Origin of the sequence: Agrobacterium sp. CNPSo 2736, assembly GCF_004005385.1 — a bacterium.
Taxonomy (GTDB): domain Bacteria; phylum Pseudomonadota; class Alphaproteobacteria; order Rhizobiales; family Rhizobiaceae; genus Agrobacterium; species Agrobacterium leguminum.
This window is the reverse complement of the sequence record NZ_RZTX01000005.1, coordinates 276,243-302,558: the sequence shown is the minus strand read 5'-3', so window position 1 is coordinate 302,558 and position 26,316 is coordinate 276,243. Positions and strand designations below refer to the sequence as shown.

General features: G+C 60.4%; 26 protein-coding genes. 5 read left to right on the top strand and 21 right to left on the bottom strand.

What is annotated here, in order from left to right:
- Positions 1-118 precede the first annotated feature (118 nt).
- Genes dapD through EM858_RS11650 form a run of 3 tightly spaced genes read left to right on the top strand, consistent with a single transcriptional unit; the run spans position 119 to position 2,765 of the window.
- Complete coding sequence (gene dapD, locus EM858_RS11660; protein WP_059759385.1) at positions 119-973, top strand: 2,3,4,5-tetrahydropyridine-2,6-dicarboxylate N-succinyltransferase; 855 nt, start codon at positions 119-121, stop codon at positions 971-973.
- 15 nt (positions 974-988) lie between these two features.
- Complete coding sequence (dapE, locus tag EM858_RS11655; protein ID WP_127756779.1) at positions 989-2,185, top strand: succinyl-diaminopimelate desuccinylase; 1,197 nt, start codon at positions 989-991, stop codon at positions 2,183-2,185.
- Complete coding sequence (locus tag EM858_RS11650) at positions 2,169-2,765, top strand: hypothetical protein (protein ID WP_003520047.1); 597 nt, start codon at positions 2,169-2,171, stop codon at positions 2,763-2,765. The genes dapE and EM858_RS11650 overlap by 17 nt, the downstream gene beginning before the upstream one ends.
- Positions 2,766-2,787: 22 nt before the next feature.
- Here the strand turns inward: EM858_RS11650 and truA are convergent, their stop codons facing one another.
- From truA to def, 3 genes are read right to left on the bottom strand one after another with little or no spacing between them, the layout of a single operon-like run.
- Entirely contained in the window at positions 2,788-3,591 is an 804-nt protein-coding gene (gene truA / locus EM858_RS11645; protein WP_127756778.1) for a tRNA pseudouridine(38-40) synthase TruA, read from the bottom strand.
- Entirely contained in the window at positions 3,591-4,526 is a 936-nt protein-coding gene (fmt, locus tag EM858_RS11640) for a methionyl-tRNA formyltransferase (RefSeq protein WP_127756777.1), read from the bottom strand. Before fmt ends, truA begins: the two co-directional genes overlap by 1 nt.
- 45 nt (positions 4,527-4,571) lie before the next feature.
- A complete protein-coding gene (gene def, locus EM858_RS11635; RefSeq protein WP_003503724.1) occupies positions 4,572-5,084 on the bottom strand; it encodes a peptide deformylase in 513 nt (170 codons plus the stop codon).
- Between the two features lie 148 nt (positions 5,085-5,232).
- Here def and EM858_RS11630 point away from each other — a divergent pair, with 148 nt between their 5' ends.
- Positions 5,233-6,426, top strand: coding sequence for a DNA recombination protein RmuC (locus tag EM858_RS11630; RefSeq protein WP_162936737.1), 1,194 nt, complete (start codon positions 5,233-5,235; stop codon positions 6,424-6,426).
- A 53-nt stretch (positions 6,427-6,479) separates the two neighbouring features.
- The gene (locus EM858_RS11625; RefSeq protein ID WP_127756776.1) at positions 6,480-7,379 is read left to right on the top strand and encodes a ribokinase; all 900 of its coding nucleotides are present in this window, start codon (positions 6,480-6,482) and stop codon (positions 7,377-7,379) included.
- Between the two features lie 12 nt (positions 7,380-7,391).
- On the opposite strand, the gene trmB is transcribed toward EM858_RS11625, so the two are convergent.
- From trmB to EM858_RS11535, 18 genes are all read right to left on the bottom strand, one after another.
- The gene (gene trmB, locus EM858_RS11620; protein WP_127756775.1) at positions 7,392-8,090 is read right to left on the bottom strand and encodes a tRNA (guanosine(46)-N7)-methyltransferase TrmB; all 699 of its coding nucleotides are present in this window, start codon (positions 8,088-8,090) and stop codon (positions 7,392-7,394) included.
- Positions 8,091-8,261: 171 nt separating this feature from the next.
- On the bottom strand, positions 8,262-9,524 hold the full coding sequence (gene metK, locus EM858_RS11615; protein WP_003520054.1) for a methionine adenosyltransferase: 1,263 nt from the start codon (positions 9,522-9,524) through the stop codon (positions 8,262-8,264).
- 190 nt (positions 9,525-9,714) lie between these two features.
- Complete coding sequence (locus EM858_RS11610; RefSeq protein WP_026363797.1) at positions 9,715-10,134, bottom strand: helix-turn-helix domain-containing protein; 420 nt, start codon at positions 10,132-10,134, stop codon at positions 9,715-9,717.
- A 133-nt stretch (positions 10,135-10,267) separates the two neighbouring features.
- Entirely contained in the window at positions 10,268-11,857 is a 1,590-nt protein-coding gene (gene lnt, locus EM858_RS11605) for an apolipoprotein N-acyltransferase (protein ID WP_080818052.1), read from the bottom strand.
- Between the two features lie 223 nt (positions 11,858-12,080).
- On the bottom strand, positions 12,081-13,226 hold the full coding sequence (locus EM858_RS11600) for a hemolysin family protein (protein WP_080818054.1): 1,146 nt from the start codon (positions 13,224-13,226) through the stop codon (positions 12,081-12,083).
- A gap of 15 nt (positions 13,227-13,241) precedes the next feature.
- Positions 13,242-13,748, bottom strand: coding sequence for an rRNA maturation RNase YbeY (ybeY, locus tag EM858_RS11595; protein ID WP_127756774.1), 507 nt, complete (start codon positions 13,746-13,748; stop codon positions 13,242-13,244).
- A 10-nt stretch (positions 13,749-13,758) separates the two neighbouring features.
- On the bottom strand, positions 13,759-14,814 hold the full coding sequence (locus tag EM858_RS11590) for a PhoH family protein (RefSeq protein ID WP_080818056.1): 1,056 nt from the start codon (positions 14,812-14,814) through the stop codon (positions 13,759-13,761).
- Positions 14,815-14,854: 40 nt separating this feature from the next.
- Entirely contained in the window at positions 14,855-16,294 is a 1,440-nt protein-coding gene (gene miaB, locus EM858_RS11585; protein WP_162936738.1) for a tRNA (N6-isopentenyl adenosine(37)-C2)-methylthiotransferase MiaB, read from the bottom strand.
- A gap of 65 nt (positions 16,295-16,359) precedes the next feature.
- On the bottom strand, positions 16,360-17,154 hold the full coding sequence (locus tag EM858_RS11580; RefSeq protein ID WP_080818058.1) for a lysophospholipid acyltransferase family protein: 795 nt from the start codon (positions 17,152-17,154) through the stop codon (positions 16,360-16,362).
- A 30-nt stretch (positions 17,155-17,184) separates the two neighbouring features.
- The gene (locus EM858_RS11575) at positions 17,185-17,613 is read right to left on the bottom strand and encodes a Fur family transcriptional regulator (protein WP_003503749.1); all 429 of its coding nucleotides are present in this window, start codon (positions 17,611-17,613) and stop codon (positions 17,185-17,187) included.
- A 64-nt stretch (positions 17,614-17,677) separates the two neighbouring features.
- The gene (locus EM858_RS11570) at positions 17,678-18,172 is read right to left on the bottom strand and encodes an N-acetyltransferase (RefSeq protein ID WP_127756773.1); all 495 of its coding nucleotides are present in this window, start codon (positions 18,170-18,172) and stop codon (positions 17,678-17,680) included.
- Positions 18,173-18,224: 52 nt separating this feature from the next.
- Positions 18,225-18,893 (bottom strand): tRNA (adenosine(37)-N6)-threonylcarbamoyltransferase complex dimerization subunit type 1 TsaB, encoded by a 669-nt coding sequence (gene tsaB / locus EM858_RS11565; RefSeq protein WP_127756772.1) that lies wholly within the window; start codon positions 18,891-18,893, stop codon positions 18,225-18,227.
- Between the two features lie 19 nt (positions 18,894-18,912).
- Positions 18,913-19,476, bottom strand: a complete 564-nt coding sequence (locus tag EM858_RS11560; protein WP_059759355.1) for a NifU family protein — start codon at positions 19,474-19,476, stop codon at positions 18,913-18,915.
- 144 nt (positions 19,477-19,620) lie between these two features.
- On the bottom strand, positions 19,621-20,112 hold the full coding sequence (locus EM858_RS11555; protein ID WP_003503758.1) for a universal stress protein: 492 nt from the start codon (positions 20,110-20,112) through the stop codon (positions 19,621-19,623).
- A gap of 114 nt (positions 20,113-20,226) precedes the next feature.
- The gene (trpS, locus tag EM858_RS11550) at positions 20,227-21,291 is read right to left on the bottom strand and encodes a tryptophan--tRNA ligase (protein ID WP_080818064.1); all 1,065 of its coding nucleotides are present in this window, start codon (positions 21,289-21,291) and stop codon (positions 20,227-20,229) included.
- A 103-nt stretch (positions 21,292-21,394) separates the two neighbouring features.
- On the bottom strand, positions 21,395-21,799 hold the full coding sequence (locus tag EM858_RS11545) for a VOC family protein (RefSeq protein WP_127756771.1): 405 nt from the start codon (positions 21,797-21,799) through the stop codon (positions 21,395-21,397).
- Complete coding sequence (gene murJ / locus EM858_RS11540) at positions 21,799-23,388, bottom strand: murein biosynthesis integral membrane protein MurJ (RefSeq protein ID WP_127756770.1); 1,590 nt, start codon at positions 23,386-23,388, stop codon at positions 21,799-21,801. Before murJ ends, EM858_RS11545 begins: the two co-directional genes overlap by 1 nt.
- Before the next feature lie 4 nt (positions 23,389-23,392).
- On the bottom strand, positions 23,393-26,221 hold the full coding sequence (locus tag EM858_RS11535; protein WP_080818069.1) for a [protein-PII] uridylyltransferase: 2,829 nt from the start codon (positions 26,219-26,221) through the stop codon (positions 23,393-23,395).
- Positions 26,222-26,316 lie beyond the last annotated feature (95 nt).

Here is a 26,316-nt window from a genome sequence, read left to right as displayed (position 1 = left end):
AATCACCCAAATCACATTGACGCCTTTCCAACACTCCCTTAGATCAAATGACCAAAGCCTTCCAGCGGCGCGGGACCATCCGTGACCACGAACACCACGCGACTTTAAGGAATTTTCCATGAGCCTTACGGATCTCACCTCCCTCGAAACCATCATCGAAACCGCCTTCGACAACCGCGATGGTGTGAACGTATCGACGAAGGGCGAGGTTCGCGACGCCGTGGACACATCTCTTCAACTTCTCGATAGCGGCAAGGCACGCGTGGCCGAAAAGCAGGCTGACGGAAACTGGAAGGTGAACCAGTGGCTGAAAAAGGCCGTGCTGCTCTCCTTCCGCCTGAACGACATGGAAATCGTCACCGGCGGACCGGGCGAATCCACCTGGTGGGACAAGGTGCCGTCGAAGTTCGAAAACTGGGGTGAAAACCAGTTCCGCGCCGCCGGTTTCCGCGCCGTGCCGAACGCCGTGGTGCGCCGCTCCGCCTATGTCGCCAAGAACGTCGTGTTGATGCCCTCCTTCGTCAATCTCGGCGCCTATGTCGATGAAGGCACGATGGTCGACACCTGGGCGACTGTCGGCTCCTGCGCACAGATCGGCAAGAATGTGCACCTCTCCGGCGGCGTCGGCATCGGCGGCGTTCTGGAGCCCTTGCAGGCGGGCCCGACGATCATCGAGGACAATTGCTTCATCGGCGCCCGTTCGGAAGTCGTCGAAGGCTGCATCGTGCGTGAAGGCGCGGTTCTCGGCATGGGCGTCTTCATCGGCAAGTCCACCAAGATCGTCGACCGCGCCACCGGCGAGATCACCTATGGCGAAGTGCCGCCCTATTCCGTCGTCGTTGCCGGCACCATGCCGGGCAAGCCTTTCCCGAATGGCGAACCGGGCCCGAGCCTCTATTGCGCCGTCATCGTCAAGCGCGTCGATGAAAAGACCCGCTCCAAGACCGGCATCAATGAGCTTCTGCGCGACTGATATAAAGCGACTGCCATGACCACGACCGATCCCGTTGCCAATCTCGCCGCCCTCATCCGTTGCCCTTCGGTGACGCCTGCGGAAGGCGGCGCGCTTTCCCTGCTCGACACCCTGCTTTCGCCGCTTGGTTTCCAGGTGGACAGGATGGTGGCGAGCGAGGCGGGAACGCCTGACGTGGAGAACCTTTACGCCCGTCTCGGCACCGAGGGTCCGCATCTGATGTTTGCGGGCCATACGGATGTCGTTCCGGTGGGCGATGAGGCCGCATGGAGCCATCCGCCCTTTGCGGCCGAAATCGCCGGCGGCGAAATGTTCGGTCGCGGTGCAGTGGACATGAAGGGCGGCATCGCCTGTTTCGTTGCCGCCATTGCCCGCCATATCGAAAAACACGGCAAGCCGCAGGGCTCCGTCTCTTTCCTGATTACAGGCGATGAGGAAGGCCCGTCGATCAACGGCACCTCCAAGCTGCTGGAATGGGCGGCCGCCAAGGGCGAGACATGGGACGCCTGCGTGGTTGGCGAGCCGACCAATCCCGACCAGCTTGGCGACATGATCAAGATCGGCCGCCGGGGATCGCTTTCCGGCCGCATCACGGTCCATGGCGTGCAGGGACATGCCGCCTATCCGCATCTCGCCGACAATCCCATTCGCGGTCTGCTGCAATTGACCCATGCGCTGATGCATCCACCCTTCGATCATGGCACCGACAATTTCCAGCCCTCCAATCTGGAAGTAACGACCGTCGATACCGGCAATGCCGCCACCAATGTGATCCCGGCGCGGGCGACGGCCTCCTTCAACATCCGTTTCAACGATACGTGGACTGCAGAGAGCCTGCGCGCGGAAATCATCCGCCGCCTCGATGCCGCCGCGGCGGAAGGCGAACTTCGCCCCGACCGTGCACCGGTGAAATATGATATCGTCTGGGCCGACCGCCCGGCTCATGTCTTTCTTACCCGGAACAATGCCCTCATCTCGTCGCTTTCCGGCGCGGTGGAGGCCGTGACGGGTAAGGAACCGAAGCTTTCGACCACCGGCGGCACCTCGGATGCGCGTTTCATAAAGGATTATTGCCCGGTGGTGGAATTCGGCCTCGTCGGGCAAACCATGCATATGGTCGATGAGCGTGTGGCCGTTGCCGATCTCGAGACGCTGACGCGCATTTACGAGACCTTTATCGAACGCTGGTTCGCCCATGCCGACGGCAAGTGAAATAAGGCTTTATCTGACGGGCCTTTGGCTTCTGCTGCTCGGCGACCATAATGGCGCGCGTTATCTGGACCTCTCCGAACGCGGCATGTGGCGGTCCTTCTATTCCGCCCTCTGGTGCCTGCCGGCCATGCTGGTTTCATGGCTGTGGCTGCGCGCCGCCTTCCTCGCCAGCTATCCGCCCGGCACCGGAACCGGCTTCATCTTCTTCTTCCGTCTGGCGATGGTCGAGGCCATCTGCTGGATCGTGCCGCTGCTGTTGATCGGCATGCTGCTGTTTGCCTTCGGCGCACGGGAAAAATTCGCGCCGCTCGTCACCACCATGAACTGGCTGTCGCTGCCATTTTCCTATGCCTATGCGGTTCTGATCCTGATCGCATTCTTCCTGCCGCCCTTGCAGGGGCTGATCGCCATTCTCTGGCTGGCGCTGCTTCTGTCGCTGGTCTTCGCTTTCTCGCGAATTGTGCGGTTCTTCATCCGCGACCAGTCGCTGCTCGTCTCGGCCATCGTCATGACGCTGCTGGTGCCCGGCATGCTTCTGTCGGAAGCGCTGCAGCGTTTTCTCGGCGTTTACCCAGCCTGAGAACCGGCGTGGGTTTTCGCGGTCAGTCCGCGTCCTCAGCCATATCGGCTTCAGGGTACCTGCGACGCGGCGGAATGACGTCGGGATAATCGACCTGCATGAAATAGAGACCGTCCGGCGGCGCGACCGGGCCGCAGGCCTTGCGATCCCGCGCCTCCAGTGCGGCGCGCACATCCTCGGGCGTCATCGTGCCTTCGCCCGCCAGTTTCAGCGTACCCGCGAAAGAACGGATTTGGTTATGCAGGAAGCTCTGCGCCGTCGCACGTATCTCGATGAGATCGCCGGTGCGCGTCACATCCAGCCGGTCGAGCGTGCGCACGGGGCTGTTCGCCTGACAATGCACGGAGCGGAAGGTGGTGAAATCATGCCGGCCGACAAGCATCTGGGCCGCTTCATGCATGCGCTCATGGTCCATGTCCTTCGACACCCACCATGCCCGCTTGTGCTCCAGCGCCAGCCGGGCCTTGCGGCAGATGATGCGGTAAAGGTAGTGCCGACGAAGGGCGGAAAACCGGGCGTCGAAATCCTCGGTCACGGAAGCGGCATCGAGGACGGCCACAGCTTCGCCCGCCATGGCGAGATGCGCATTGAGCGCGTTGCGAAGCTTGTAGGGTTCCCAGTCTCGAGAAAGATCGACGTGGACGACCTGCCCGACGGCATGCACGCCGGAATCGGTACGGCCGGCGCCGCGAATGGAGACGCTCTCTCCCGTCAACGAGCGAACCGCAGCCTCCAGCGCCCCCTGAACCGAGGGGCCGTTATCCTGTCTCTGCCAGCCGTAATAAGGCGTGCCGTCATATTCGACGGTCATGCGGAAACGTGGCATCAGCCGAGCCTCGTTGTGGTCGGAACCGGTGTGCCGCGCACGAAATCAGCCGCCGACATCGGCTTGCCGCCCGCCTTCTGCAAACGAGTTAGCCGCACGGCGCCGCTGCCGCAGGCAATGGTGAGGGCGTCATCGAGCGCCGCGCCCGCCTCTCCCATGCCGCTTGCCAGTTCGGAGGCCAGAACCTTCACACGCTCCGCCTTGCCGCCGATGTCCATTTCCAGCCAAGCGCCTGGAAAAGGTGAAAGGCCGCGAATGTGATTGTGCACGTCCTGCGCCGGCCTCGAAAAATCGATGCGGGTCTCGCCCTTGTCGATCTTCGCGGCATAGAGAACGCCTTCTTCCGCCTGCGTGACGAGCGGCAGGTCGCCGGATTCCAGCTTGTCCATAGCCTGCCGCATCAGCCGCGCGCCGGCCAGCATCAGGCTGTCGTGCAATTCTCCGGCGGTCATGTTCTCATCGATCGCGACCTTTGCGGTCAGCGCGACGGGGCCGGTATCTAGCCCCTTCTCCATTTTCATGACCATCATGCCCGTTTCGGCATCGCCGGCCATGATCGCGCGCTGGATGGGGGCAGCGCCGCGCCAGCGCGGCAGCAGCGAGGCGTGACCATTATAACAGCCAAGGCGCGTGCCGCTGAGGATCGCTTCCGGCAGCAGCAGCCCGTAAGCCACGACGACCGCCACATCGGCATTGAAATCCCGAAACTTCTGGCGATCTTCCTCTGCCTTGAAGTTCACCGGCGTCAGTACGGGCAGGCCCAGCAGTTCGGCGGCCTGATGCACCGGGGACTTCTGCAGATCGAGGCCACGACGGCCGCCGGGACGCGGCGGCTGGGTGTAGACCGCAACGATCTCGTGGCCGGCCTCCACCAGTGCACGCAGGGTGGGAACGGAAAATTCCGGCGTACCCATAAAAATGATGCGAAGAGCCATCGTCGCCCCCTGCCCTGTCGTCCATTCCGGTCCAGAGAGGACGGATCAGATCTTTGCGCGGGCCGCTTTCGTGAATTTCTTGATGACCATGTCGCGCTTCAGCCGCGAAATATGGTCGATGAAGAGAACGCCGTTCAGGTGATCGATCTCGTGCTGCAGGCAGGTGGCGAGCAGACCATCCGCCTCCACCGTCTGCTGCTTGCCGTCACGGCCGACATATTGCACCGTGAGCGACGCGGGACGCTCCACCTCGGCGTAATAATCAGGGATGGAGAGGCAGCCTTCCTCATAGGTCGAGACATCGTCCGACACCTTGAGGATTTCCGGATTGATGAAGACGATCGGGGTCTTTTCCTCGCCCTCGCGCGCAACGTCGATCACCAGCATGCGGCGCGCCACGCCGATCTGAATGGCGGCGAGGCCGATACCCGGCGCATCATACATGGTTTCCAGCATGTCGTCGGCAAGACGCAGCACCTCGGCATCCACCTTTTCGATGGGTTTCGATTGCTGGCGCAGCACGGGATCGGGCAAAATGATAAGCGGTTTGATGGTCATGGCTTCCCATAACGTATCTCTTGCGCGGAGGAAATAAAAAACACGAGGTTCAAACCGCCTCCGGCATCCGCCCCGCCCGACTCAATTCCGCCGCAGGAATGTTCTTGTTTTGATCTTCCGAATCACAAGAAACCTGCTAGATTTAATCATGAGCATAGATTTCTCCGTTCTCCTCGATCCCGCGCTGCGGGCCGGCTCCGTCGACATCAGCTTCGGCGCGCTGCTCGCGGCTCTGGTTTTCGGTCTGGTCGCCACCTGGCTGGTGACGGCGAGCCGTGGGAAAAAAGCGGGAGCCGATGGCGAAATCTCCGACCTCCTGAAAACACAGTCCGAGCTGCATGGCCGCATCGCCGCCATGGCGGAAACGCTCGGCACCCGCCAGACCGAGATGAGCCAGACGCTGAACCAGCGCCTCGACGGCATGTCGCAGCGCCTTGGCGAAACACTGACGGAGCAGACCCGGTCGACGCATGAGAATCTGAGCCGCCTGCAGGAGCGCCTCGCGGTCATCGACGCCGCGCAGGGCAATATTCAGGATCTGGCCAAGGACGTCGTCGGGCTGCAGGCCATTCTTTCCAACAAGCAGACGCGCGGCGCCTTCGGACAGGCGCGCATGGAGACGCTGATTGCCGATGCGCTTCCGGCCGGGGCCTTCCAGTTGCAGCCGACGCTTTCGAACGGTTACCGGCCGGACTGCACCATCAAGATGCCCAACAATGCCCCGCCGCTCGTCATCGACGCCAAGTTTCCGCTGGAGGCATGGAACGCCATCAAGGCGGACGAGACGCCCGAAACCAAACGCGCCGCCGTGCAGCAGTTCCGCCGCGATATGGAAGTGCATATTCGCGATGTGGCCGAGAAATACCTCATCCGCGGCGAGACGCAGGATACCGCCTTCATCTTCGTGCCGTCCGAATCGATCTTCGCCGATATCCACCAGCATTTCGAATATCTGGTGCAACGCGCTCACCGCGCCCGTGTCGTCATCGTTTCGCCATCGCTCTTGATGCTGTCGGTACAGGTCATCCAGTCCGTGCTCAAGGATCAGCGCATGCGCGAGCAGGCACATCTCATTCAGGGCGAAGTCGCCCTTCTCATGGACGATGTGCGGCGGCTGGACGACCGGACGCGCAAGCTGCAGGCCCATTTTGGATTGGCCCAAAAAGATATCGACATGATGCTGATCTCCTCCGACAAGGTGCTGGCGCGCGGCCAGAAAATCGAGGGCCTCGATTTTTCGCCGACGGAAAAAGAGACTTCGCATGGGGAAATCGAGCAGGCTCGACGCTTTGCCGAGAACAGGGCGGGAACGGCAAAGTTGCGGGTGGTTGACGACGAGTGATCCGCTCGGGCAAAGTCGCCGCCTTGCTTGAATTCTATACGGATACGCCCTCCATGATTACTGTTTTCGGCTCCATCAACATGGACCTCGTCGCCACCGCCAAACGCCTGCCCAAGCCCGGTGAGACCGTGACGGGCGAGACCTTCTCCACGGCCGCCGGCGGCAAGGGAGCCAACCAGGCGCTGGCCGCACGGCGTGCGGGCGCCACGGTCAAGATGGCAGGGGCTGCGGGCGATGACACCTTTGCCGCGCCGGCGCTGACATTGCTGCGCGACGCCGGCACCGATCTCTCACTGGTGAAGACCACGCCCGGCCCTACGGGGACGGCAGTGATCCTTATCGGCGAAGGCGGGGAAAACATGATCTCGGTCATTCCCGCCGCCAATGGTGAAGTCTCCGCATCCGACGCCGCGAAAGCCCTGGCGGAAATGTCGGCGGGCGATATTTTGATGCTGCAGTTCGAGATACCCGCGTCCGCTATCGAAGCGGCGCTGACGGCTGCGAAGGCAAAGCGCGTCACCACCGTCATCAATACCGCGCCACTGACCGCCGATGGGCCGCGCCTTGCGGGCCTTGCCGATATCGTCATAGCCAACGAAACCGAGTTCGAATTGTTGCTCGGAAAGAACGGCCTTTCCGGTTCTGAGCGGGAAAACGAACTGAAAGCCCTGCATGACAGGACCGGCCAGACATTGATCGTGACGCTTGGCGCCGATGGTGTGATCGCGATGCGCAACGGCAAGGTTTTCCGGGCTTCCGGCCTCAAGATCGAGCCGGTCGATACGGTCGGTGCGGGCGACACCTTCTGCGGCTATCTTGCCGCCAGCCTCGATCAGGGAATGGATTTCGAGAAGGCGCTGAAGCGCGCCGCCGTCGCAGGTTCGCTAGCCTGCACCCGCGCCGGCGCCCAGCCTTCCATTCCGCTTGCAGCGGAAGTGGATGCGGCCCTCTGAGGGATCAGCCGCTCAACGGCGAATGAAGGTGAGATAGGCCGAGCTGCGGCCTTCTCTTTTCGCCTTGTTCTCATAACGCGTGCCCGGCCAGTTGGCGTAGGGCGTGCGCCAGTCATCAGCGCTCGCCGCCGTCCATTCGAAGCCGCCATGGCGGGCGCAATGCTGCAGCGTCCAGTTGACGTAGGTATCGATATCGGAAGCGAAGCAGAACTTTCCGCCGGGTTTCAGCACACGATGGAAGCGGGCAAGGTTGACGTCCGAAACGAAACGACGCTTCCAGTGCTTCTTCTTCGGCCACGGGTCAGGATAGAGAAGATCGATATGATCGATCGATCCCTCGGGCAGCCAGTCCAGCAATTGCGTCGCATCATCGTCGTAAAGGCGGATATTCATCAACTCGCGTTCGCGCACGGTGGCCAGCAGCTTGGCCATGGAATTGACGAAGGGCTCCACGCCGATGAAACCCGTCTCCGGGTTTTCAACCGCGCGGTGGGCGAGATGCTCGCCGCCGCCAAAACCGATCTCCAGACGGATCGATCGCACATCCGCGGGAAAAAGAGCGGCGAGATTTTGCGGCGGGGCGCTTTCCAGATCGATTTTCAGCAAAGGCAACAGGTTCTCGATTGTATCGACCTGCTGATTGCGCAGGGGCTTGCCCTTGCGTCGGCCAAAAAAAGCTTCCGTCGCGCGCGAACGCCGTTCTTCCGTCATCTCATACTCTCAAGAACAAATAGACTTAACCCGCACAGCGCCACATGAGGCGCTGTGCGGGTTACAAAAGTTGGTGACGGTATCTCTCAATCGCCGTCAAATAACAAGCGCGATATCTGGTTGACGCATTTTCCGGACGTAAAACCGCTACGCAATTTTACTGGAAATGCTTCAAGCGCTCAAAGCTTCCTTGAGCGGCTTCACCAGATCGAGCTTCTCCCATGAGAAGGAGCCGTCACGGCCAGCCTTGCGGCCGAAATGGCCGTAGGAAGACGTCTTGGCGTAGATCGGCTTGTTGAGATCGAGATGACGGCGAATGCCCGACGGCGAAAGGTCCATGACCTTACGGATCGCGGCCTCGACCTGATCTTCGCTGACCTTGCCGGTGCCATGCAGATCGACATAGATCGACAGCGGCTGGGCGATGCCGATTGCGTAGGAAATCTGGATCGTGCAGCGCTCGGCAAGGCCGGCAGCCACGACGTTCTTGGCGAGATAACGGGCGGCATAGGCGGCGGAACGGTCGACCTTGGTCGTGTCCTTGCCGGAGAATGCACCGCCGCCATGGGGCGCAGCGCCGCCATAGGTGTCGACGATGATCTTGCGACCCGTTAGGCCGGCGTCACCATCGGGACCGCCGATGACGAACTTGCCGGTCGGGTTGATATACCACTGGCAATCGTCAGCGATCTTCAGGTCGCCCAGAGCTTCGCGGATATAGGGCTCGACAACGGCGCGAACCTTCTTCGAATCCCAGCTTGCATCGAGATGCTGCGTGGACAGAACGATGGATACGGCTTCCGCCGCCTTGCCGTCGACGTAACGAACCGTGACCTGGCTCTTGGCGTCGGGGCCGAGCTTTGCCGCTTCGCCTTCGCCGCTTTTACGGGCGGTGGCGAGCAGCTGCAGGATACGGTGGGAATAATAGATCGGAGCCGGCATGAGGTCCGGCGTTTCCTTGCAGGCGTAACCGAACATGATGCCCTGGTCGCCGGCCCCCTCGTCGCCCTGCTTGTCGGAGGCGTTGTCCACGCCCTGCGCGATATCAGCCGACTGCGGATGCAGGAGAACGTCGATCTTGGCGGTCTTCCAGTGGAAACCATCCTGCTCGTAGCCGATGTCGCGGATCGCCTTGCGGGCGGCGGACTTGAACTTCGAGGGGTTGATGACCGGATGGCCAGCGGCGTCCTTGAGAACCTTGCCGTCCTTGTCCTTCTTCAGAAGCGTATCGGGAACCCGAACCTCACCGGCGATAACGACGCGGTTGGTCGTCGCAAGCGTTTCGCATGCGATGCGCACGGTCCACGGGTCAACGCCCGTCTTGGACGCTTCACGATAGATGAGATCCACAATTTCATCGGAAATACGGTCACAAACCTTGTCCGGATGACCCTCGGCCACGGACTCGCTGGTGAACAGATAATTGGCACGCATGCGGGATTCCCCTCAAAGAACGGTCTTGGAGTTTGTTAGTCATTTCGGCCGTGAAAAACAAGGACACAACCACATAAATATATCTTTATGTGAGAATTCCTTTCTAATCGCGCACAAAAAAACGGTCCTTGCGGACCGTTGAGTGCCCGGCATCCCGAGCCGGAAATTTTCTGCGTCGCGCGGGTTGCGCTTACTCAGCGTCACCCTCGGCGGCGAGCGCCTTGACGAGATCGACGAGGCGTCGGCGAACTTTCGGGTCGGCGATCTTCACGAAGGCGCGGTTCAGTTGCAGACCTTCAGCCGAGGACAGAAAGTCGACCACGTAATTGGAGCTCGACGCTTCCGCCATGCCGGTCGTACCGCCGACCTGATCGCCGGGTGCATCTTCGAAGAAAAAAGAAACGGGCACATTGAGGATCGCGGAAATATTCTGGAGGCGGCTGGCGCCAACGCGGTTCGTGCCTTTTTCATATTTCTGGATTTGCTGAAAGGTAATTCCGAGACTTTCACCCAGCTTCTCCTGGCTCATTCCGAGCATGGTTCGGCGAAGGCGAATTCGGCTTCCGACATGAATGTCGATGGGGTTAGGCTTTTTCTTATTCTCGGTCATCATGCGGTCCTGACACTCGGAAAGGGTTGATATCTCGCTTCATTACTATTCGAAGAAATGAGTCGGCAATTCGACAGCGTCTAAACTTGTTTTACGACTGACGTATTCACTATGCAATTACAGGGGTTCCCGGTCAATTCTGGCGCCGAGCGAAACTCAAGGCGGGAAATACCGCAACGATCATCAAGATAGAAAAAATCAACCAGAAATACGTCCGATGTGTGTCGTAAGTAAATGCGTCGTTTGACCCACCACTCAAAGTGGCGTCAACAATTCCCACCCGACCGTAATCGAGCCCCGCAATAATGCGGCCATAGGGATCTATGACGGCGGAAATTCCGGTATTGGCGCCGCGAATCACCGGCACGCCCGTCTCAACGGCCCGGACCCTCGCCTGCAGAAAATGCTGATAGGGGCCGGGCGTGTCGCCGAACCAGCCATCATTGGTCACATTCAGGATAGCGGCCGAGCCGGCCAGCCCCGGCGTCATCTCACCCGGAAAAATGATCTCGTAACAGATGAGAGGATAAAAGGTCTTGCCCGAAGGGAGCGTGAGCGGCGTGCGCGAGGAAGCGGCGGAAAAGCCCCCCGGCAGGGCGATGACATTGTCGATGCCGAATTCCCGCAGGATACCTTCAAAGGGAACATATTCACCAAAGGGGGTCAGATGCACCTTGTCGGTCGCGCCGATGATCTCGCCCTGGCTGTCGATCGCATAGACCGAATTGTAATAACGCGGCGGGCGGCCTGCCCCCTGATCTTCCATTCTGACGGCGCCGGTGAACAGCACCTGCCCATCCTCCAGGGTTTTGGCGATTTCCGCCAGAGCATCCGGGTTTTGCGTCAGAATGAACGGCACGGAGGTTTCGGGCCAGACGATGATATCGGGGCGCTTTTTCCCTTCGCCCGGCGGCAGGGCCGAGAGCCGCAGATGCTCACCAAAAATCTCCGCCCTGTCCGCGTTCAGCATCTTGCGTGACTGATCGATGGAAGGCTGCACGATCCGAACGGTCAGTGCGTCCGCTGGCACCTCCGCCGGCGTCTGGAGACGGTAAAAGCCATAGCCGAAATGGCCGGCCAGCAGCAGCCCCGCCACGGCGAGACCCGGCCACATGCCTTTTTTCGTGCCTGTCAGCGCGGGCGAGGCGAAGATGAAAACCGCAAGCGTCGTTATGCTGAAAAGGCCAAGCAGATGTGCCGATTGCATCATGATCGGGATAGGCATGATGCCGTAGCCGATAGCGTTCCACGGAAAGCCGGTGGCCAGGAAGCTGCGCAGCCATTCCGAAAAGCCGAATGCGGCAGCAAGTGCAGCGATACGGCCGAGGCCCTCCGACCAGAGGAGATTGGCTGCGGCAACCGCAAAACCGTAGAACAACGCCAGAAAAGCGGGAAGGCCAAGAATAGCGAGCGGCAGCGCCCAGGCGAATTCATCGGCCTCCAGCAGGAGAGCATTGCCGAGCCACCACAGGCCCGCGACGAAGTAACCGAGCCCGAAACACCAGCCGATGCCGAAAGCCGGCAGGATGCGGCTGAAGAGGCCGCCGCCCGGCTTACCGGTGCAGCCATCCACGAGCCAGACAAGCAGGGTGAAAGAGAAAAACAGCGCCGCGAAAAAGCCGAATGGAGGCAAAGCGAGCGCCCCGACCGCACCTGCGGCAATCGCCATAACTGCGCGGCTCATGCCGCCGGCCAGCATTACCCTGCCTGCAAGACGCTCCATGCCATCTCCGTTTATGCGCGTCCGGAAAAGCCCGCAGCCGACAAGGTCGCGCCACGGAATTTCCCCTCAGACCCGACGTAAAGGAAAAAAGATTCGCAGTCCACAGGAGGCATGGCGACCGAGGCACCATGTGTTCTTTTCGACGCCGAACACGGGCATTCATACCTGTCGGATTGATATGTCGAAAGGTGGAAGCGACGGGGAAAAACCCCGTCGACCTTCCTTAATCGGCGTTCTGCTGGTGCGTGATAAGGCGAACATCCGGCGCAGGCAGCGCAATCACCTCATTGGCGCCCGCTTCACCCGGAGCGCGATCATCCTCACCTTCGGAGCCGTGATCACGGACGATACGAACGCCCTTGATACGCCTGCTATCCGCATCGAGAATCTGGAACTCGAAGCCGGGCACGGCCCTGACCACCTCGCCCTTGGCCGGAATGCGGCCGAGCGCGAAGAAGATGAGACCGCCGAGCGTATCGATTTCCTCCAGATGTTCGCGAACATCGAATTCCGGCCCGATCACCTCGGCAAGTTCGGTGAGTTCCGCACGTGCATCCGCGACAAGCACATCGGCGGAAAGACGCGAAAACATCGCCTCGTCCTTGTCATGCTCGTCATCGATGTCACCCACGACCATCTCGACGATATCCTCGTGGCTGACGAGACCGTCGGTGCCGCCATATTCATCGATCACCAGCGCAAGCTGAGTTCTCTGGGCCTGCATCGTCTTCAAAAGGTCGGACGCGAGCATCGAGGGCGGTGCGAAAAGAATTTTGCGCACCAGCCCCGCAGCGGCGACCGTCTGCTCCAGATCGACACGTGCCAGGTCGAAATTCGGCCGCGGTGAACGAGGCGCCTTCACCTCACCGTAGGCGACGCTTCGCGAACCGGCCCGGCGTTTATTGCGGGCCTGCTTGGCGACATAGGCCAGCAGATCGCGAATGTGGATCATGCCCTTCGGATTATCCAGCGTCTCGTCATAGACCGGCATGCGGGAACGCCCGGTTTCCTCGAAGAGGATCAGCGCATCGCCGATCGTCATATTCTCATCGAGACCGTCGATGTCCACACGCGGGATCATGATATCTTCGACCCGAACCTCGCGGAAACGCAGGATATTGTTCAGCATCGCCCGTTCTTCGGGCGAAAAGGCCGCACCGATTTCGGTGTCGTCCATCAGCGCGTCGGTCAAATCCTCGCGCAGGCGCTCGCCCTGGGATGGTTTCAGCAACCGTGCGATGCGTGACCAGATGGTCGATTTCGGCTTGGCGTTGTAGTCGTGACGTAAGTGACTACTGCCCTCCTCCGAAGAGGACTGCTCGCCGTTTTCTCTGCCCTCATTGGCAGGTCGTGCAGAATGTTCGTTCATGGCTCCAGACAATATTCAAAGCGGTTCCTGACCCGCGTATGGATCAGATAGGCCAAGCACCGCCAAAATGCGAGTCTCAAGCGACTCCATTTCTTCCGCTTCTTCCTCGTCCATGTGGTCATAACCAAATAAATGCAGGAACCCATGAACGAGCAGATGGGTCAGATGATCCCCGAAACTCTTCTCAAGTTCAAGGGCCTCGCGTTCAACCGTCTCGCGCGCGATGACGATATCGCCCAGCATCGGGCCCGGCATTCCGCCCGGCTCCAGCGAAAAAGCGGGGAAAGACAGGACATTGGTCGCCTTGTCCTTGTCGCGCCATTCGGCGTTGATTTCCCGAATATTTTCATCGTCGGTAAAGACCAGCGACAGCTCCACCGGCATTTTCGGGAACGGTTGGCCCTCTTCACGCTTCAGAAAATCGACCGCCGCGTCCAGCACCCTGGTAGCAAAGGCCAGCAGATCCTCTTCCGAGGACCAACCTTCGGCCTCGACGCTGATTTGAATATCCAGAGCTGTCATTGTCTTTACGTCAGTTGCCCTTCACAAGGCTTTCATCCGGCACCGCCGTGTGGGATTCGTAAGCCCGGACAATGCGCGCCACCATCGGATGACGCACGACATCGACATCCTTGAAGCGCACGACCGACACGCCTTCCACATCGCCAAGGATTTGCAGGGCCTCGACAAGACCGGATTTCACGCCGCGTGGCAAATCCACCTGGCTCGGGTCACCCGTCACGATCATGCGGCCGTTCTCGCCAAGGCGGGTCAGGAACATCTTCATCTGCATGGTCGTGGTATTCTGGGCTTCGTCCAGAATAACGGCGGCATTGGCAAGTGTGCGACCGCGCATGAAGGCCAGTGGCGCGATTTCGATGACGCCCGCCTGAATGGCGCGCTCCACCTTGTCGCCCGGCATCATGTCGTAAAGCGCGTCATAAAGCGGGCGCAGATAAGGATCGACCTTTTCCTTCATGTCGCCCGGCAGAAAGCCCAGACGTTCGCCCGCCTCGACGGCAGGACGCGACAGGATGATGCGGTCAACCGCGCCGCGCTCCAGAAGCTGCGCCGCATGAGCGACGGCAAGATAGGTCTTGCCGGTGCCGGCGGGGCCGACGCCGAAAACCAGTTCGGATTGCTCCAGTGCCCGCATGTAGACGTCCTGTGTCGGCGTGCGGGCAGCGATGGTCTTCTTGCGGGTGGAAATCTGCGCCATGGAAATCTTCGCCTTGCGTTCCATCGTCGGCAAGGTCAGCTGGTCGTCTGCGGCCATCGCCATGCGGATCGCGCCTTCGACATCGGAGACCTCGGCGGTTCCGCCCTTGAGCAGACGTTCATAAAGGAAATCCAGCGCCCGACGAGCCTGATTGGTGGCAACGACATCGCCGGTGATGGCGACGGAATTGCCGCGCGGGCGAGCGTCGATATTGAGGCGCTGTTCCAGAAGCTTCAGGTTCTGATCGAACTGACCGAATAGCTCTCCCGCTATCCTGTTATTCTCGAACGTGAGGACGAAGTGATTGGCGTCGGTCGCGGCTTGGCGTGGCTGGCGCGATGAATTTGATACCAATTCGTGTGCGTTCAAGCGGTCAGGCTCCTGTCCCAATCAGTGTCGGCTCCTCACTCTAACTCCCTGCCACCTCGGCAAACAAGCTGTTTGGACCCGTTGCGGTGATTCGTACATTAACAATGTCACCGATTTTCAAAGTCTTTGCATCAAGATTCACGGATTGCAGCCACGGAGAGCGACCTATCAACTGCTCAGGCATGCGGCCGGGCTTTTCCAGCAGCACATCCATGGTTTTTCCGACCAGCGATTCCGCAAATTCCTTCTGCTGCCGCAGCAACAGGGCCTGCAATCTTTCCAGTCGCTCGGCCTTCACCTCTTCCGCAACCTGATCGGTGAGATCGGCTCCCGGCGTGCCGGGGCGGGTGGAATATTTGAACGAGAAGGCCTGCGCATATTTCACCGTCTCGACCATCGCCATCGTATCTTCGAAATCGCGATCCGTCTCACCGGGGAAACCGACAATAAAGTCTCCCGACATGGCAATATCAGGGCGGGCGGCGCGGATTTTTTCGATAAGCTGGATATATTCCTCACCCGTATGGCGACGGTTCATCGCTTTCAGAATGCGATCCGACCCGGACTGCACCGGCAGATGCAGATAGGGCATGAGAATACGCAGATCGCGATGCGCGCCGATCAGGCGTTCGTCCATGTCGCGCGGATGGCTGGTGGTGTAGCGAAGCCGTGCAAGGCCCGGAATTTCCGCCAGCCGGTAAAGCAGTTCGGCAAGGCCCCATTTTTCGCCCTTCGGACCTTCGCCCTGCCAGGCATTGACGTTCTGGCCAAGCAGCGTGATCTCGCGCACGCCGGCATCGACGAGCTTCATCGCCTCATCGACGATCTGGCGCACGGGGCGGGAGACTTCCGAACCGCGCGTATAGGGCACGACACAGAAGGTACAGAACTTGTCGCAACCTTCCTGCACCGTCAGAAACGCTGTTACGCCGCGCGTGCGCAGCGTCGCCTTTTCGGCCACCGGCAGATGCTCGAACTTATCCTCGACCGCATATTCGGTCTCGATGACGCGCTCGCCGCCGCGCACCCGCTTCAGGGCGTCCGGCAGGCGATGATAGGTCTGCGGGCCGATGACGACATCGACGGCGGGCGCACGGCGAAGGATTTCCTCGCCTTCCGCCTGCGCCACGCAGCCGGCAACGCCGATCATGAATTCGCGGCCCTGCTCTTCGCGCGATTTTTTCATGTCGCGCAGGCGGCCGAGCGCTGAATAGACCTTTTCAGCCGCCTTTTCGCGGATATGACAGGTGTTCAGCAGCACCAGATCCGCCTCGCCCATATCTTCTGTCTGAACGTAACCGTCCTTCGCCAGCGCATCGCTCATACGGACGGAATCGTAGACGTTCATCTGACAGCCATAGGTCTTGATGAAGACCTTTCTGCTGTTTGCCCCATCGCGCGCGATGGATGCGGGCTGGCTGTTCGAACCCTCGCGGGCGATCATGGGTGGGGCGTCAAGGCCAAGCGTTTCCTGGGTCATGGCGGCTATCTAGTGTTTTTCACGGCCAGATTAAACAGAAAAATGCCGGAAAAGCTACGATCTCGCTATTTCCGCCAGCCGCCGCGCAGGCTGAAGGCCAGCATGGAGCGGATGGAGGCGGCGATATCGGTCGCCAGGCGCTTGCGGTTATCCGTGCTGTGAAACGGAACGCTGTCACCGAATGTCACGTCGACATCGATGGCGCCGGCCCTGATGATGCCGAGCAGATGCGGCACCAGCGTGATGCTGCCCGGCCAGGCGGCGATGACGCGATGGTAACGCCCCATGGCCATGCCCTGCACCCTTGTATAGGCGATGGCGACCGGCTGCACATAAACCAGCTTGCCCGGAACCTGTTCAGCGGCGGTGGAGGCCGCACCGAACAGCGAGGATTTGACGGCAAGCATGCGGTTGCCGTCCGAGGTGGTGCCTTCAGGAAACAAAACGACGATCTCGCCATCGGCCATGCGGCTGGCGATCTCGCTCACCTGCGCGCCGGTGCTGCGTTTCTGCTCACGCTGAACGAAGATGCTTTTCTGCAAGCGGGCAAGCCAGCCGAACACCGGCCAGTCCCGCACTTCCGTCTTGGCGATGAACACCACGTCGGCAATGCTGCCCAAAACGAGAATGTCCTTCCACGAGGCGTGATTGACCGCCAGCATCAGCGGTTTCGCCCGCTCCACATCGCCGTGCACATGCACGCGGATGCCGAGAACATGGCAGGCGATACGGTGCCAGAGGCGCGGAATGCGACGGCGAAGCCGCCAGTCGAAGGCAAGGCCCAGCAGTTGAAGCGGCAGCAAGACGAGCGTGACGATCAGGAGAACGACCGCAATATAGGCTGTCCGCAGCCACATCATGATGGGAAAGACCGCTTGTTCACCGGCGTCTCAGTGTTCGCCGGGCTTCAACGGCACGCCGTAAAGTTCCAGCCGGTGATCCACGAGCTTGAAGCCGTGTTCCCGGGCGATCTTTTCCTGAAGGGCCTCGATCTCGGCCGAATGAAATTCGATGACCACCCCGTTCTTCAGGTCGATCAGGTGATCGTGATGTTCCTCGGGCACGGTCTCATAACGCGAACGGCCGTCGCGAAAATCGTGACGCTCGATGATGCCGGCATCCTCGAACAGCTTCACCGTTCTGTAGACGGTGGAAATCGAGATGCGCGGATCCACGGCGGAGGAACGGCGGTAAAGCTCCTCGACATCGGGATGGTCGGCTGACTCCTGAAGGACGCGGGCGATGACACGGCGTTGGTCGGTCATCCGCATGCCGCGTTCGGCACAAAGCTCCTCCAGCGTTTTCGAAAGGTCTGTCACGTCTTCTGGCCTTTTGAGAATTCCGGTTTGCGGCTTTCGCCGAAAAAATGCCTGTCGCAGGGAACTAGCGAAGATCGCGGCGCATGACAAGCGCCGTCGACTTCGTTCCATCCTTTGCGGTGTAATAGGCCTTGCGTTCCGCGACGGTTTTGAAGCCGAGCTTCCTGTAAAGCCCCAGCGCAGAGGCATTATTGTTATCCACCTCAAGGAACATGGTTTCGGCGCCGCGCATCATCGCCTCGCGGATGGCCGACTGCATCAGACGCCAGCCGAGACCGACGCGTGCGAATTTGTCGGCCACGGCAACGGTCAGAATTTCCGCCTCGCCCGCCACTTCCCGCGCCAGCACGAAACCACCGAGCGGCTTGCTGAAAAAGGCGTTGGTCTGGCGTGCGACAGCACCGAAAACCGACCCTTGCGTCAACAGCCCGGAAAACTCCCCGTCGTTCCAAGGGCGCGGAAAGCGCAGCGCATGCAGCTCCGCCACCGCGGCGCAATCCTCATGCTGCATCGGCACGATCTCGAAATAGGGCTTCCAGGTCAGATAGTCGTCAAACATAACAGGAATCGGGCATCACAGGAATCATTCGCACATGTCGAGGAATGCCCTATCAGGCAACGCCCTGACGTGCCAGCGCAAAACCGGTCTGCGGCCGGGCATCCGGCCCGCGCAGATAAAGCGGCGCGGGTTTCGGCTGACCAGCCGGCTTGCGCGCAGCAGCACGCGCGACCGAGGCAATCGGGAAGTGATCCGGTCCCGAACCCGCCTCAAACCCCGCCAAAAGCGGCGCGGCTGAACCGATAACGACGCCATCGAAACCGGTAATAACCGTTTTGGCGTCGTCCAGAGACAGAAGCGCGGCATCGCGCAGCGGCGATCCATCCGCACCGAATATCTGGAGATAGGCTTCGCCGCGTTTGGCATCCAGCCCGACGGCCACGGGCCGGCCGGGATTTGCAAGCAGATGATGAAGCGCCAGTGTTTCAAGCGTGGTGACGCCCACGGCCTCGACGCCGAGCGACAGGGCAAAGCCGCGCGCGGCAGCGACCCCGACGCGGATACCGGTGAAAGACCCCGGCCCGATGGTCACGGCGATGCGTCCGACATTCCGGAGCGACAGTTGCGCCTGCTCCAGAGCACCGTCGATCACCGCCATCAACCTTTCGGCATGGCCCTTGCCGATCGTTTCGCATACCTCGCCGAGCACCCTGTCGGAGGCGCTGTCATAAACGCAGGCGGAACAATCCACACCTGAGGTGTCGAGTGCGAGAACAATCATGATGGCCTGGCTTGCGCTTTTATACCGCTTCGACTTCGCGCACTTCCGGCACGAAATGGCGAAGCAGATTCTGAACGCCATGCTTCAGCGTGGCGGTGGAGGACGGGCAACCCGAGCAGGCGCCCTTCATGTTCAGGAACACGGTACCATCGCGGAAACCGCGGAAGGTGATGTCGCCGCCATCCTGCGCCACGGCGGGGCGGACACGGGTTTCCAGCAGTTCCTTGATGGTGGCGACGATGGTTTCGTCACCTTCTTCGAAGAACTCGCCTTCCTCATCCGACACTTCGGCCGCAATCGCGGTGCCCATGATCGGGCGGCCGGACATGAAATGTTCCATGATGGAGCCGAGAATGGCGGGCTTCAGATGCTGCCATTCCGCGCCGTCCTTGGTGACGGTGATGAAATCGAAACCGAAATAAACGCCGGTCACGCCCGGAATGGTGAAGAGGCGTTCCGCCAGTGGCGAAGCCTGCGCCTGCGACGGGTTGAGAAACTCAGCCGTACCGCTTTCCAGCACCACTTTGCCCGGCAGGAACTTCAGCGTCGTCGGGTTCGGCGTGGCTTCCGTCTGAATGAACATCGTCTTCTCCTTCGAGGTCGCCGTTCACGCCCCGTAATTTAGAATTCTTCCAAAAAATACGCCCGGCGAAGCTGCACTTCAAGCCCTGACATGATAATTACATTCAAGAAATCGTCAGCCCCTAAATCTTGTCCGGGACCCGGATCAGCAGAGCGCGTCGATTTCCTCATCCGACAGCGTATCCGGCAGCACGGTGACGGGAATGGGAAAGGCTGCCCCGCGTCCGGCGATGGAAGAAACAAGCGGTCCCGGCCCTTCCTTCGTCGAGCCTGCTGCCAGAACGAGAATCGCGATGTCGCGGTCTTCCTCGATCAGCCCGTGGATCTGCTCGGTGGCGCTGCCTTCGCGGATCACCGCTTCCGGCTCGATGCCGATGGTCTCGCGCACCTTCTGGGCGATCTTGGCAAGCGTGGCTTCCGCCTCCTCACGCGCCTCGGCCCGCATGATCTGTTCGACACCCAGCCATTGCTGGAAATCGCCTTCCGGGATCATGTAGAGCAGCACCAGCCCGCCATTGGAGTTCTTGGCGCGACGACCGGCATAGTGCACGGCCCTCTCGCATTCCGGTGTGTCATCGATAACTGCAAGAAATTTGCGACGATGCCCTTCCAGACGCGACAGCCGTTTTGAAACCATTCTGCACTCCCTAGGTCCGCCGTGATCCGTAAAACCGCCCGACGGTTCGGGCGGAGATTATATCAAATCACGGCAGACGCAAACCGCCCGCCGCATTCGCGCAGCAGCGACCTGTCAGCGCAGGAAGCCGATGATGTCGCGCACCTCGTTCATCGTCTTTTCGGCGATGGCACGCGCCCGCTCGCCACCCTGTTTGAGGATGGCGTCGATATGGGTCGGGTCATCGAGAAGGCGGCGCATCTCATTGTTTACGGGAGCCAGCACATTGACCGCAAGCTCGACGAGGGCCGGCTTGAAGGCCGAGAACTGCTGTCCGCCGAATTCAGAAAGAACATCCGCCTTGGTCCTGTCGGACAGCGCGGCATAGATGCCGACGAGGTTTTCGGCCTCGGGGCGACCCTTCAGGCCTTCCACTTCGCTCGGCAGCGCATCCGGATCGGTCTTCGCCTTCTTGATCTTCTTCGAGATCGCATCGACATCGTCCATCAGGTTGATGCGCGACAGGTCGGAGGGATCGGACTTCGACATCTTCTTGGTGCCGTCCTTGAGCGACATCACGCGCGGTGCAGGACCGCCGATCAACGGCTCCACCATCGGGAAATAGGCGTGCACCGGCTCATCGCCAACGGTGATATCGAGGCCGAGGCCCGCCTTGCGGATATGATCGCCGAAATCGATATTGAATTTCTGGGCGATATCGCGGGCAAGTTCCAGGTGCTGCTTCTGGTCGTCACCGACGGGAACATGCGTGGCGCGATAGACGAGAATGTCGGCGGCCATCAGGCTCGGATAGGCGAGCAGGCCGAGCGAGACCTGCTCGGCATTCTTGCCGGACTTGTCCTTGAACTGCGTCATGCGTTCCATCCAGCCGATGCGCGCCACGCAGTTGAACACCCATGCGAGTTCCGCATGCTGCGGCACGGCCGACTGGTTGAAGACGATATGTTTTACGGGATCGATGCCCGAGGCGATGAAGGCGGCCGCAATCGAGCGGGTCTGCGCCTTCAGGTCCGAGTGAACGAGCTGGGCGGTGATGGCATGCATGTCGACGACGCAATAGATGCAGTCGTTATCTTCCTGCAGCGCCACGAATTTGCGGATCGCGCCGAGATAATTGCCGAGATGCAGATTGCCGGTCGGCTGGACGCCCGAGAAAACCAGCGGCTTGAATGCGTTCATTGTCGTCCTCGAAAAGGCTTGTGGAGGGCCCCGCCCCATGGTTGGAATTGCACGCGCGCTTATGCACCCGCAGCCCCCGGCAATCAAGCGGTTTCAGGGCCTGTCAGCCGCGCGGCTCCAGAAGATCCCAGCGATTTCCATAAGGATCGGCAAAGACCGCAACGGAACCGTAAACCTCGTGGCGCGGTTCTTCCAGAAAGCGCACGCCGCGGGCGAGCATGGTCTCATAATCGCGCTGGAAATTATCGGTATGCAGGAAAAACCCGACACGCCCGCCGGTCTGGTTACCGATGGCAAGCCTCTGTTGTTCACCGTCCGCCTCGGCAAGCAGCAGTCCTCCGCCATCGATTCCTTGCGGCTTCACCACCAGCCACCGCTTGCCGTCGCCAAGCGGCTGATCGGAAAGGCATTCGAACCCGAGAACGTCGCAATAAAACGCCTTCGCCAGATCGTAATCATCCACGACAAGCGTGACGAGCGCGATGCGGCGGTTTTCGGCAATGGACATCAGCCCACCTCCGTCTCGATGTTCTTCTTGCCGCGCTTGCGGATGGCTCGTTTGACTATGCCGATATCGGCACCGCCGGAAACGAAAGCGAGCCCGAAATAAACCAGCATGGCCGCAAAGACGAGAGCCATGATGGTGCCGGCCCGCACGAGAATGGACGAGCCGGAAGACAGTTCGAAAGTCAGCCAGGTCAGCGCATAGTGCACGAAACCGGCCATCAAGGCCGCAGCCAGCAGCAAACGCGGAATGCGGGTGAGCAGCGGAATATCCACATGCCAGTGTCCACGCCACAAAAGCATGCCGAACAGCAGGGCGGCATTGACCCAGCCGGCAGTGATTTCGGCAATGGCGATGCCCGGACCGCCAAGGCGCGGGAAGAGCGTCAGCGCCAGGGAGACGTTCACGACGACGGAAATCGCCGCGAAGATCATCGGTGTGCGCGTATCCTCGCGGGCGAAGAAGCCCGGAATAAAGGCCTTGATCAGCACAAAAGCCGGCAGGCCAAGACCATAGATGCCGAGGATTTGCGCGACGGTGACAGTGGCCGAAGGCGAGAAATTGCCGCGCTCATAAAGAAAACGAACGATAGGCTCCGCCATGACGAGAAGTGCTGCGGCAGCCGGCAATGTCAGGAACAGCACGAATTCCACCGAGCGGTTCTGCAGGCTTCCGGCCTCCACCATATGCCCGCCGCGTAACGCCCGCGCCAGCTCCGGCAAAAGCACGGTGGCCACCGCGATGCCGACCACGCCGAGCGGCAGCTGGTAGATCCGGTCCGCATAGGCAAGCGAGGAGATTACGCCTTCTCCGGCAGATGCGATATTGGTGTTGATCAAAAGATTGATCTGGGTGATGCCGCCGGTGATGGCCGCCGGCAGGGCAAGAACCAGAAGGCGCTGCACATTCTTCGTCAGCCGGGGCCTGCGGAAACCGATGCGCATGCCGGCATTGCGCACGGCGATCCACACGATGGCGAGCTGCACCACGCCCGCCGCCATCACGCCCCAGGAGAGCGCATAACCTACCTGAAGCGGATCGTAATTCTTCCACCATGCCAAAGCGAGCACGCCGATGAGGATGATGTTGAGGAATACGGGCGCGATTGCCGCTGCGAAATAACGATGCAGCGAGTTCAGCATGCCGCCCATCATCGCCGCCAGAGACATGCAGGCGAGATAGGGAAACATGATGGTGGCGAGATGGACGGTGTTTTCGAACTTCACGGGGTCTTCCAGAAAGCCCGGCGCGATCACCGTGCGCACGATGAAGGGCATCGACAGTTCCATCAGGATCGTCAGGGCCAGAAGCACGGTGAAGAGAACGCCGAAGACCTCTTCGGAAAAGCGTCTGGCGCCCTCCATGCCATTCGCCTCGATTTCCTTGGCGAAAAGCGGCACGAAAGCCGAGTTGAACGCGCCTTCGGCAAACAGGCGCCGGAAGGTGTTCGGAAAACGGAAAGCGGCGTTGAAAGCATCCGCCACCGGACCGGTGCCGACGGCGGCGGCCATCAGGGTTTCGCGCAGGAAGCCGAAAATGCGGCTGCCGAGCGTGGCGGTGCCGACGGTGGCGAACTTGCCGATCAGGCTCATAATCTCAAGCCTTTGCCGTGCGCGCGGCCGGCAGGGCCGCCACGTCTGGGTGGGCGATGATGCCGTTGGGCATACGGTCTCGCAATTCGTCTTCCTGCTCGCTCATCACCGCCTTCAGGCGCGTGGCGATGCTGGCCTGCCGGTTGTCATTCGTCACCTTCTGGCCGAAGAGGTCGGTCACATAGAAGGTATCGATGACCTTTTCGCCGAAGGTGGTGATGCGGGCGGAGTGAATATCGAGCGACAGATCGGCGATCACAGCCGTCATGTCAGCCAGAAGACCCGGCCGGTCAAGGCATTCCACTTCGATGACGGTGAACTTGTTCGACAGCCCGTTGGAGATGATGACCGAGGGCGGAATGGTGAAGGCGCTCTTCTTCTTGCGGCTTTTGGTGCGCGTGGCGATCATTTCCGGCAGGCGCTGCTTGCCGGAGAGAACCTCCTCGATCAGCTTGCCGACATTGTTGCCGCGCCGCGTCTCGTCCTCATCGATCGGAAATTCGCGGTTGATGAGGATCGTATCCAGCGCCCGCCCATCGGACGTCGTGAAGATTTGCGCATCGGCGATATTGGCGCCGGCGGCCGCACAGGCGCCGGTGATGATGGACAGCAGACGCGGATGGTCCGGCGCCAGCACGGTGATTTCGGTGATGGCATGGAAGGAATGGGTGCGCACCATGGTCGACAGCGCTTTTTCCTGCTTGTCGGCCTCGCGGATGAAGCGGGTATGGCGCACCTGGTCTTCCAGCGCCACCGTCAACAGATAGGGCTCGTAGTGCAGCTTGGTATATTTGCGCCGCGCCTTCTGGCCCCAGTCGTCGAGGGCGTCGTAAAGCGCCTGCCGGGCGATCTGCGCGCGCTCCTTGCGGGAGACCTCCGAAAAGCCGCCCGACAGCAGCAGTTCGGTCTCGTAATAGAGCGAACGCAGCAGCTGTCCCTTCCAGCCGTTCCAGACGCCCGGACCGACGGCGCGGATATCGCAGACTGTCAGGATGAGCAGCATCTTCAGCCGCTCCATGGACTGCACCTTGTCGGCGAAGTCGGTGATCGTCTTGCGGTCGTGCAGGTCGCGCGTCTGGGCGACCATGGACATCAGGAGATGTTGCTCGATCAGCCAGACGACGGTTTCGGTCTGCTTGCCGGTAAGGCGAAAACGCTGGCAGAGTTTGCGGGCCACGCGCGCGCCGGCAATCGAGTGGTCTTCCTGCCGGCCCTTTGCCACATCGTGCAACAGAACGGCGACATAAAGCGCCTCACGTTCCTCGACGCTCGGCATCAGCTGGTTGGCGAGCGGGTGGGCATCGACAGCCGTTCCCTTGTCCACTTCCGAGAGCACGCCAACGGAGCGGATCAGATGCTCATCCACCGTATAGTGATGATACATGTTGAACTGCATCATCGCGACGATCTTGCCAAATTCGGGGATGAACTTGCCGAGCACGCCTGCCTCGTTCATGCGGCGCAGGGTCAGCGCCGGATCGCGCCGAGACGTCAGAATCGACAGGAAAAGCCGGTTTGCCTCTTCGTTCTCCCGCAGCTCGTCATTGATGAGCGAAAGCGAACGCGTGACGACACGCAGCGCATCGGGATGCAGTTCCAGATTGTTGATATCGGCAATGTGGAACAGCCGGATCAGATTGACCGGGTCGTTCTTGAAGACATCCGGCTTGGCGAGCGCGATGCGGCCGCGATCCTCGACGAATTCCACCGAGCCGGGAATCTTGCGCACGCGGTGGGCGAAGCGGCTGAGGACGCCGGAAAGGCCAGGCACGTCCTTCGCCTGCCGGTCTTCAAGTGCTGCGCAAACGATGCGGGTCAGGTCACCCACATCTTTCGCCACGAGGAAATAATGCTTCATGAAACGCTCGACGGCGGAAAGGCCGGGGCGCGGCTGGTAGTTCAACGCATCGGCGATCTCGCGCTGAATGTCGAAGGAAAGGCGCTCTTCCGCCTTGCCGGTGATGAAATGCATCTGGCAGCGGACGGCCCAGAGAAAATCATCGGCCTTTTCGAACAGCCGGAGTTCAGGCCGTGACAGGACACCAAGCTTCACCAGATCGGCCGTATCGCGGACATGGTAATAATATTTGGCGATCCAGAACAGCGTGTGCAGGTCGCGCAACCCGCCCTTGCCTTCCTTGACGTTCGGCTCCACCAGATAACGCGTGTCGCCCGCCTTGCGGTGGCGCTGGTCGCGTTCGGCCAGCTTTGCGGCGATGAATTCCGGGCCGGTGCCGGTGACGACTTCCGACTCGAAACGTTTTTCGAGATCGTCGGTCAGGGATTTTTTACCGCAGATCGCCCGCACTTCCAGAATGGCGGTGCGGATCGTCATATCGGATTTGGACAGGCGGATGCATTCATCCACCGTGCGGGTGGCGTGGCCGACCTTGAAACCGAGATCCCAGAGCAGGTAGAGCACGAACTCCACGGCCTTGTGCATGTCCGGCGTATTCTTGGCCGGCAACAGGAACAGGAGGTCGATATCCGATCCCGGCGCGAGCGTGCCGCGACCGTAACCGCCGACCGCAGCAACCGCTATCTGCGGTGTATCTTTCGGATAGACATATTGGCAGGCGAGATCATAGAGGATTTCAATCAGGCGATCCTGAAGCCAGGAGATGCGTCTGGCGCAGTCGATGCCGCTGCCATCGGCTTTCAGCAGTTCCCTGGCCTTTTCCCGGCCTTCCGTGCTGGCCTTTCGAAAGATCGGCAGCAGATCGGAGCGAATATCGGCAATACGTTTGCCGTCTTCCTTGAAGATGATGTCGCATTCGCGCTTCAGTGCCGATACATCGAGAATGTCGGAAAAATCCAGGTCCTTGATGGCCATCTATGCCGGTATCCATGTCCTGTGGGAAATCCCACCACTTGCGATGGGAGTGTCCTATAGCGAGTTTTAAAGGCGATGGACAGGCAATCTATCCC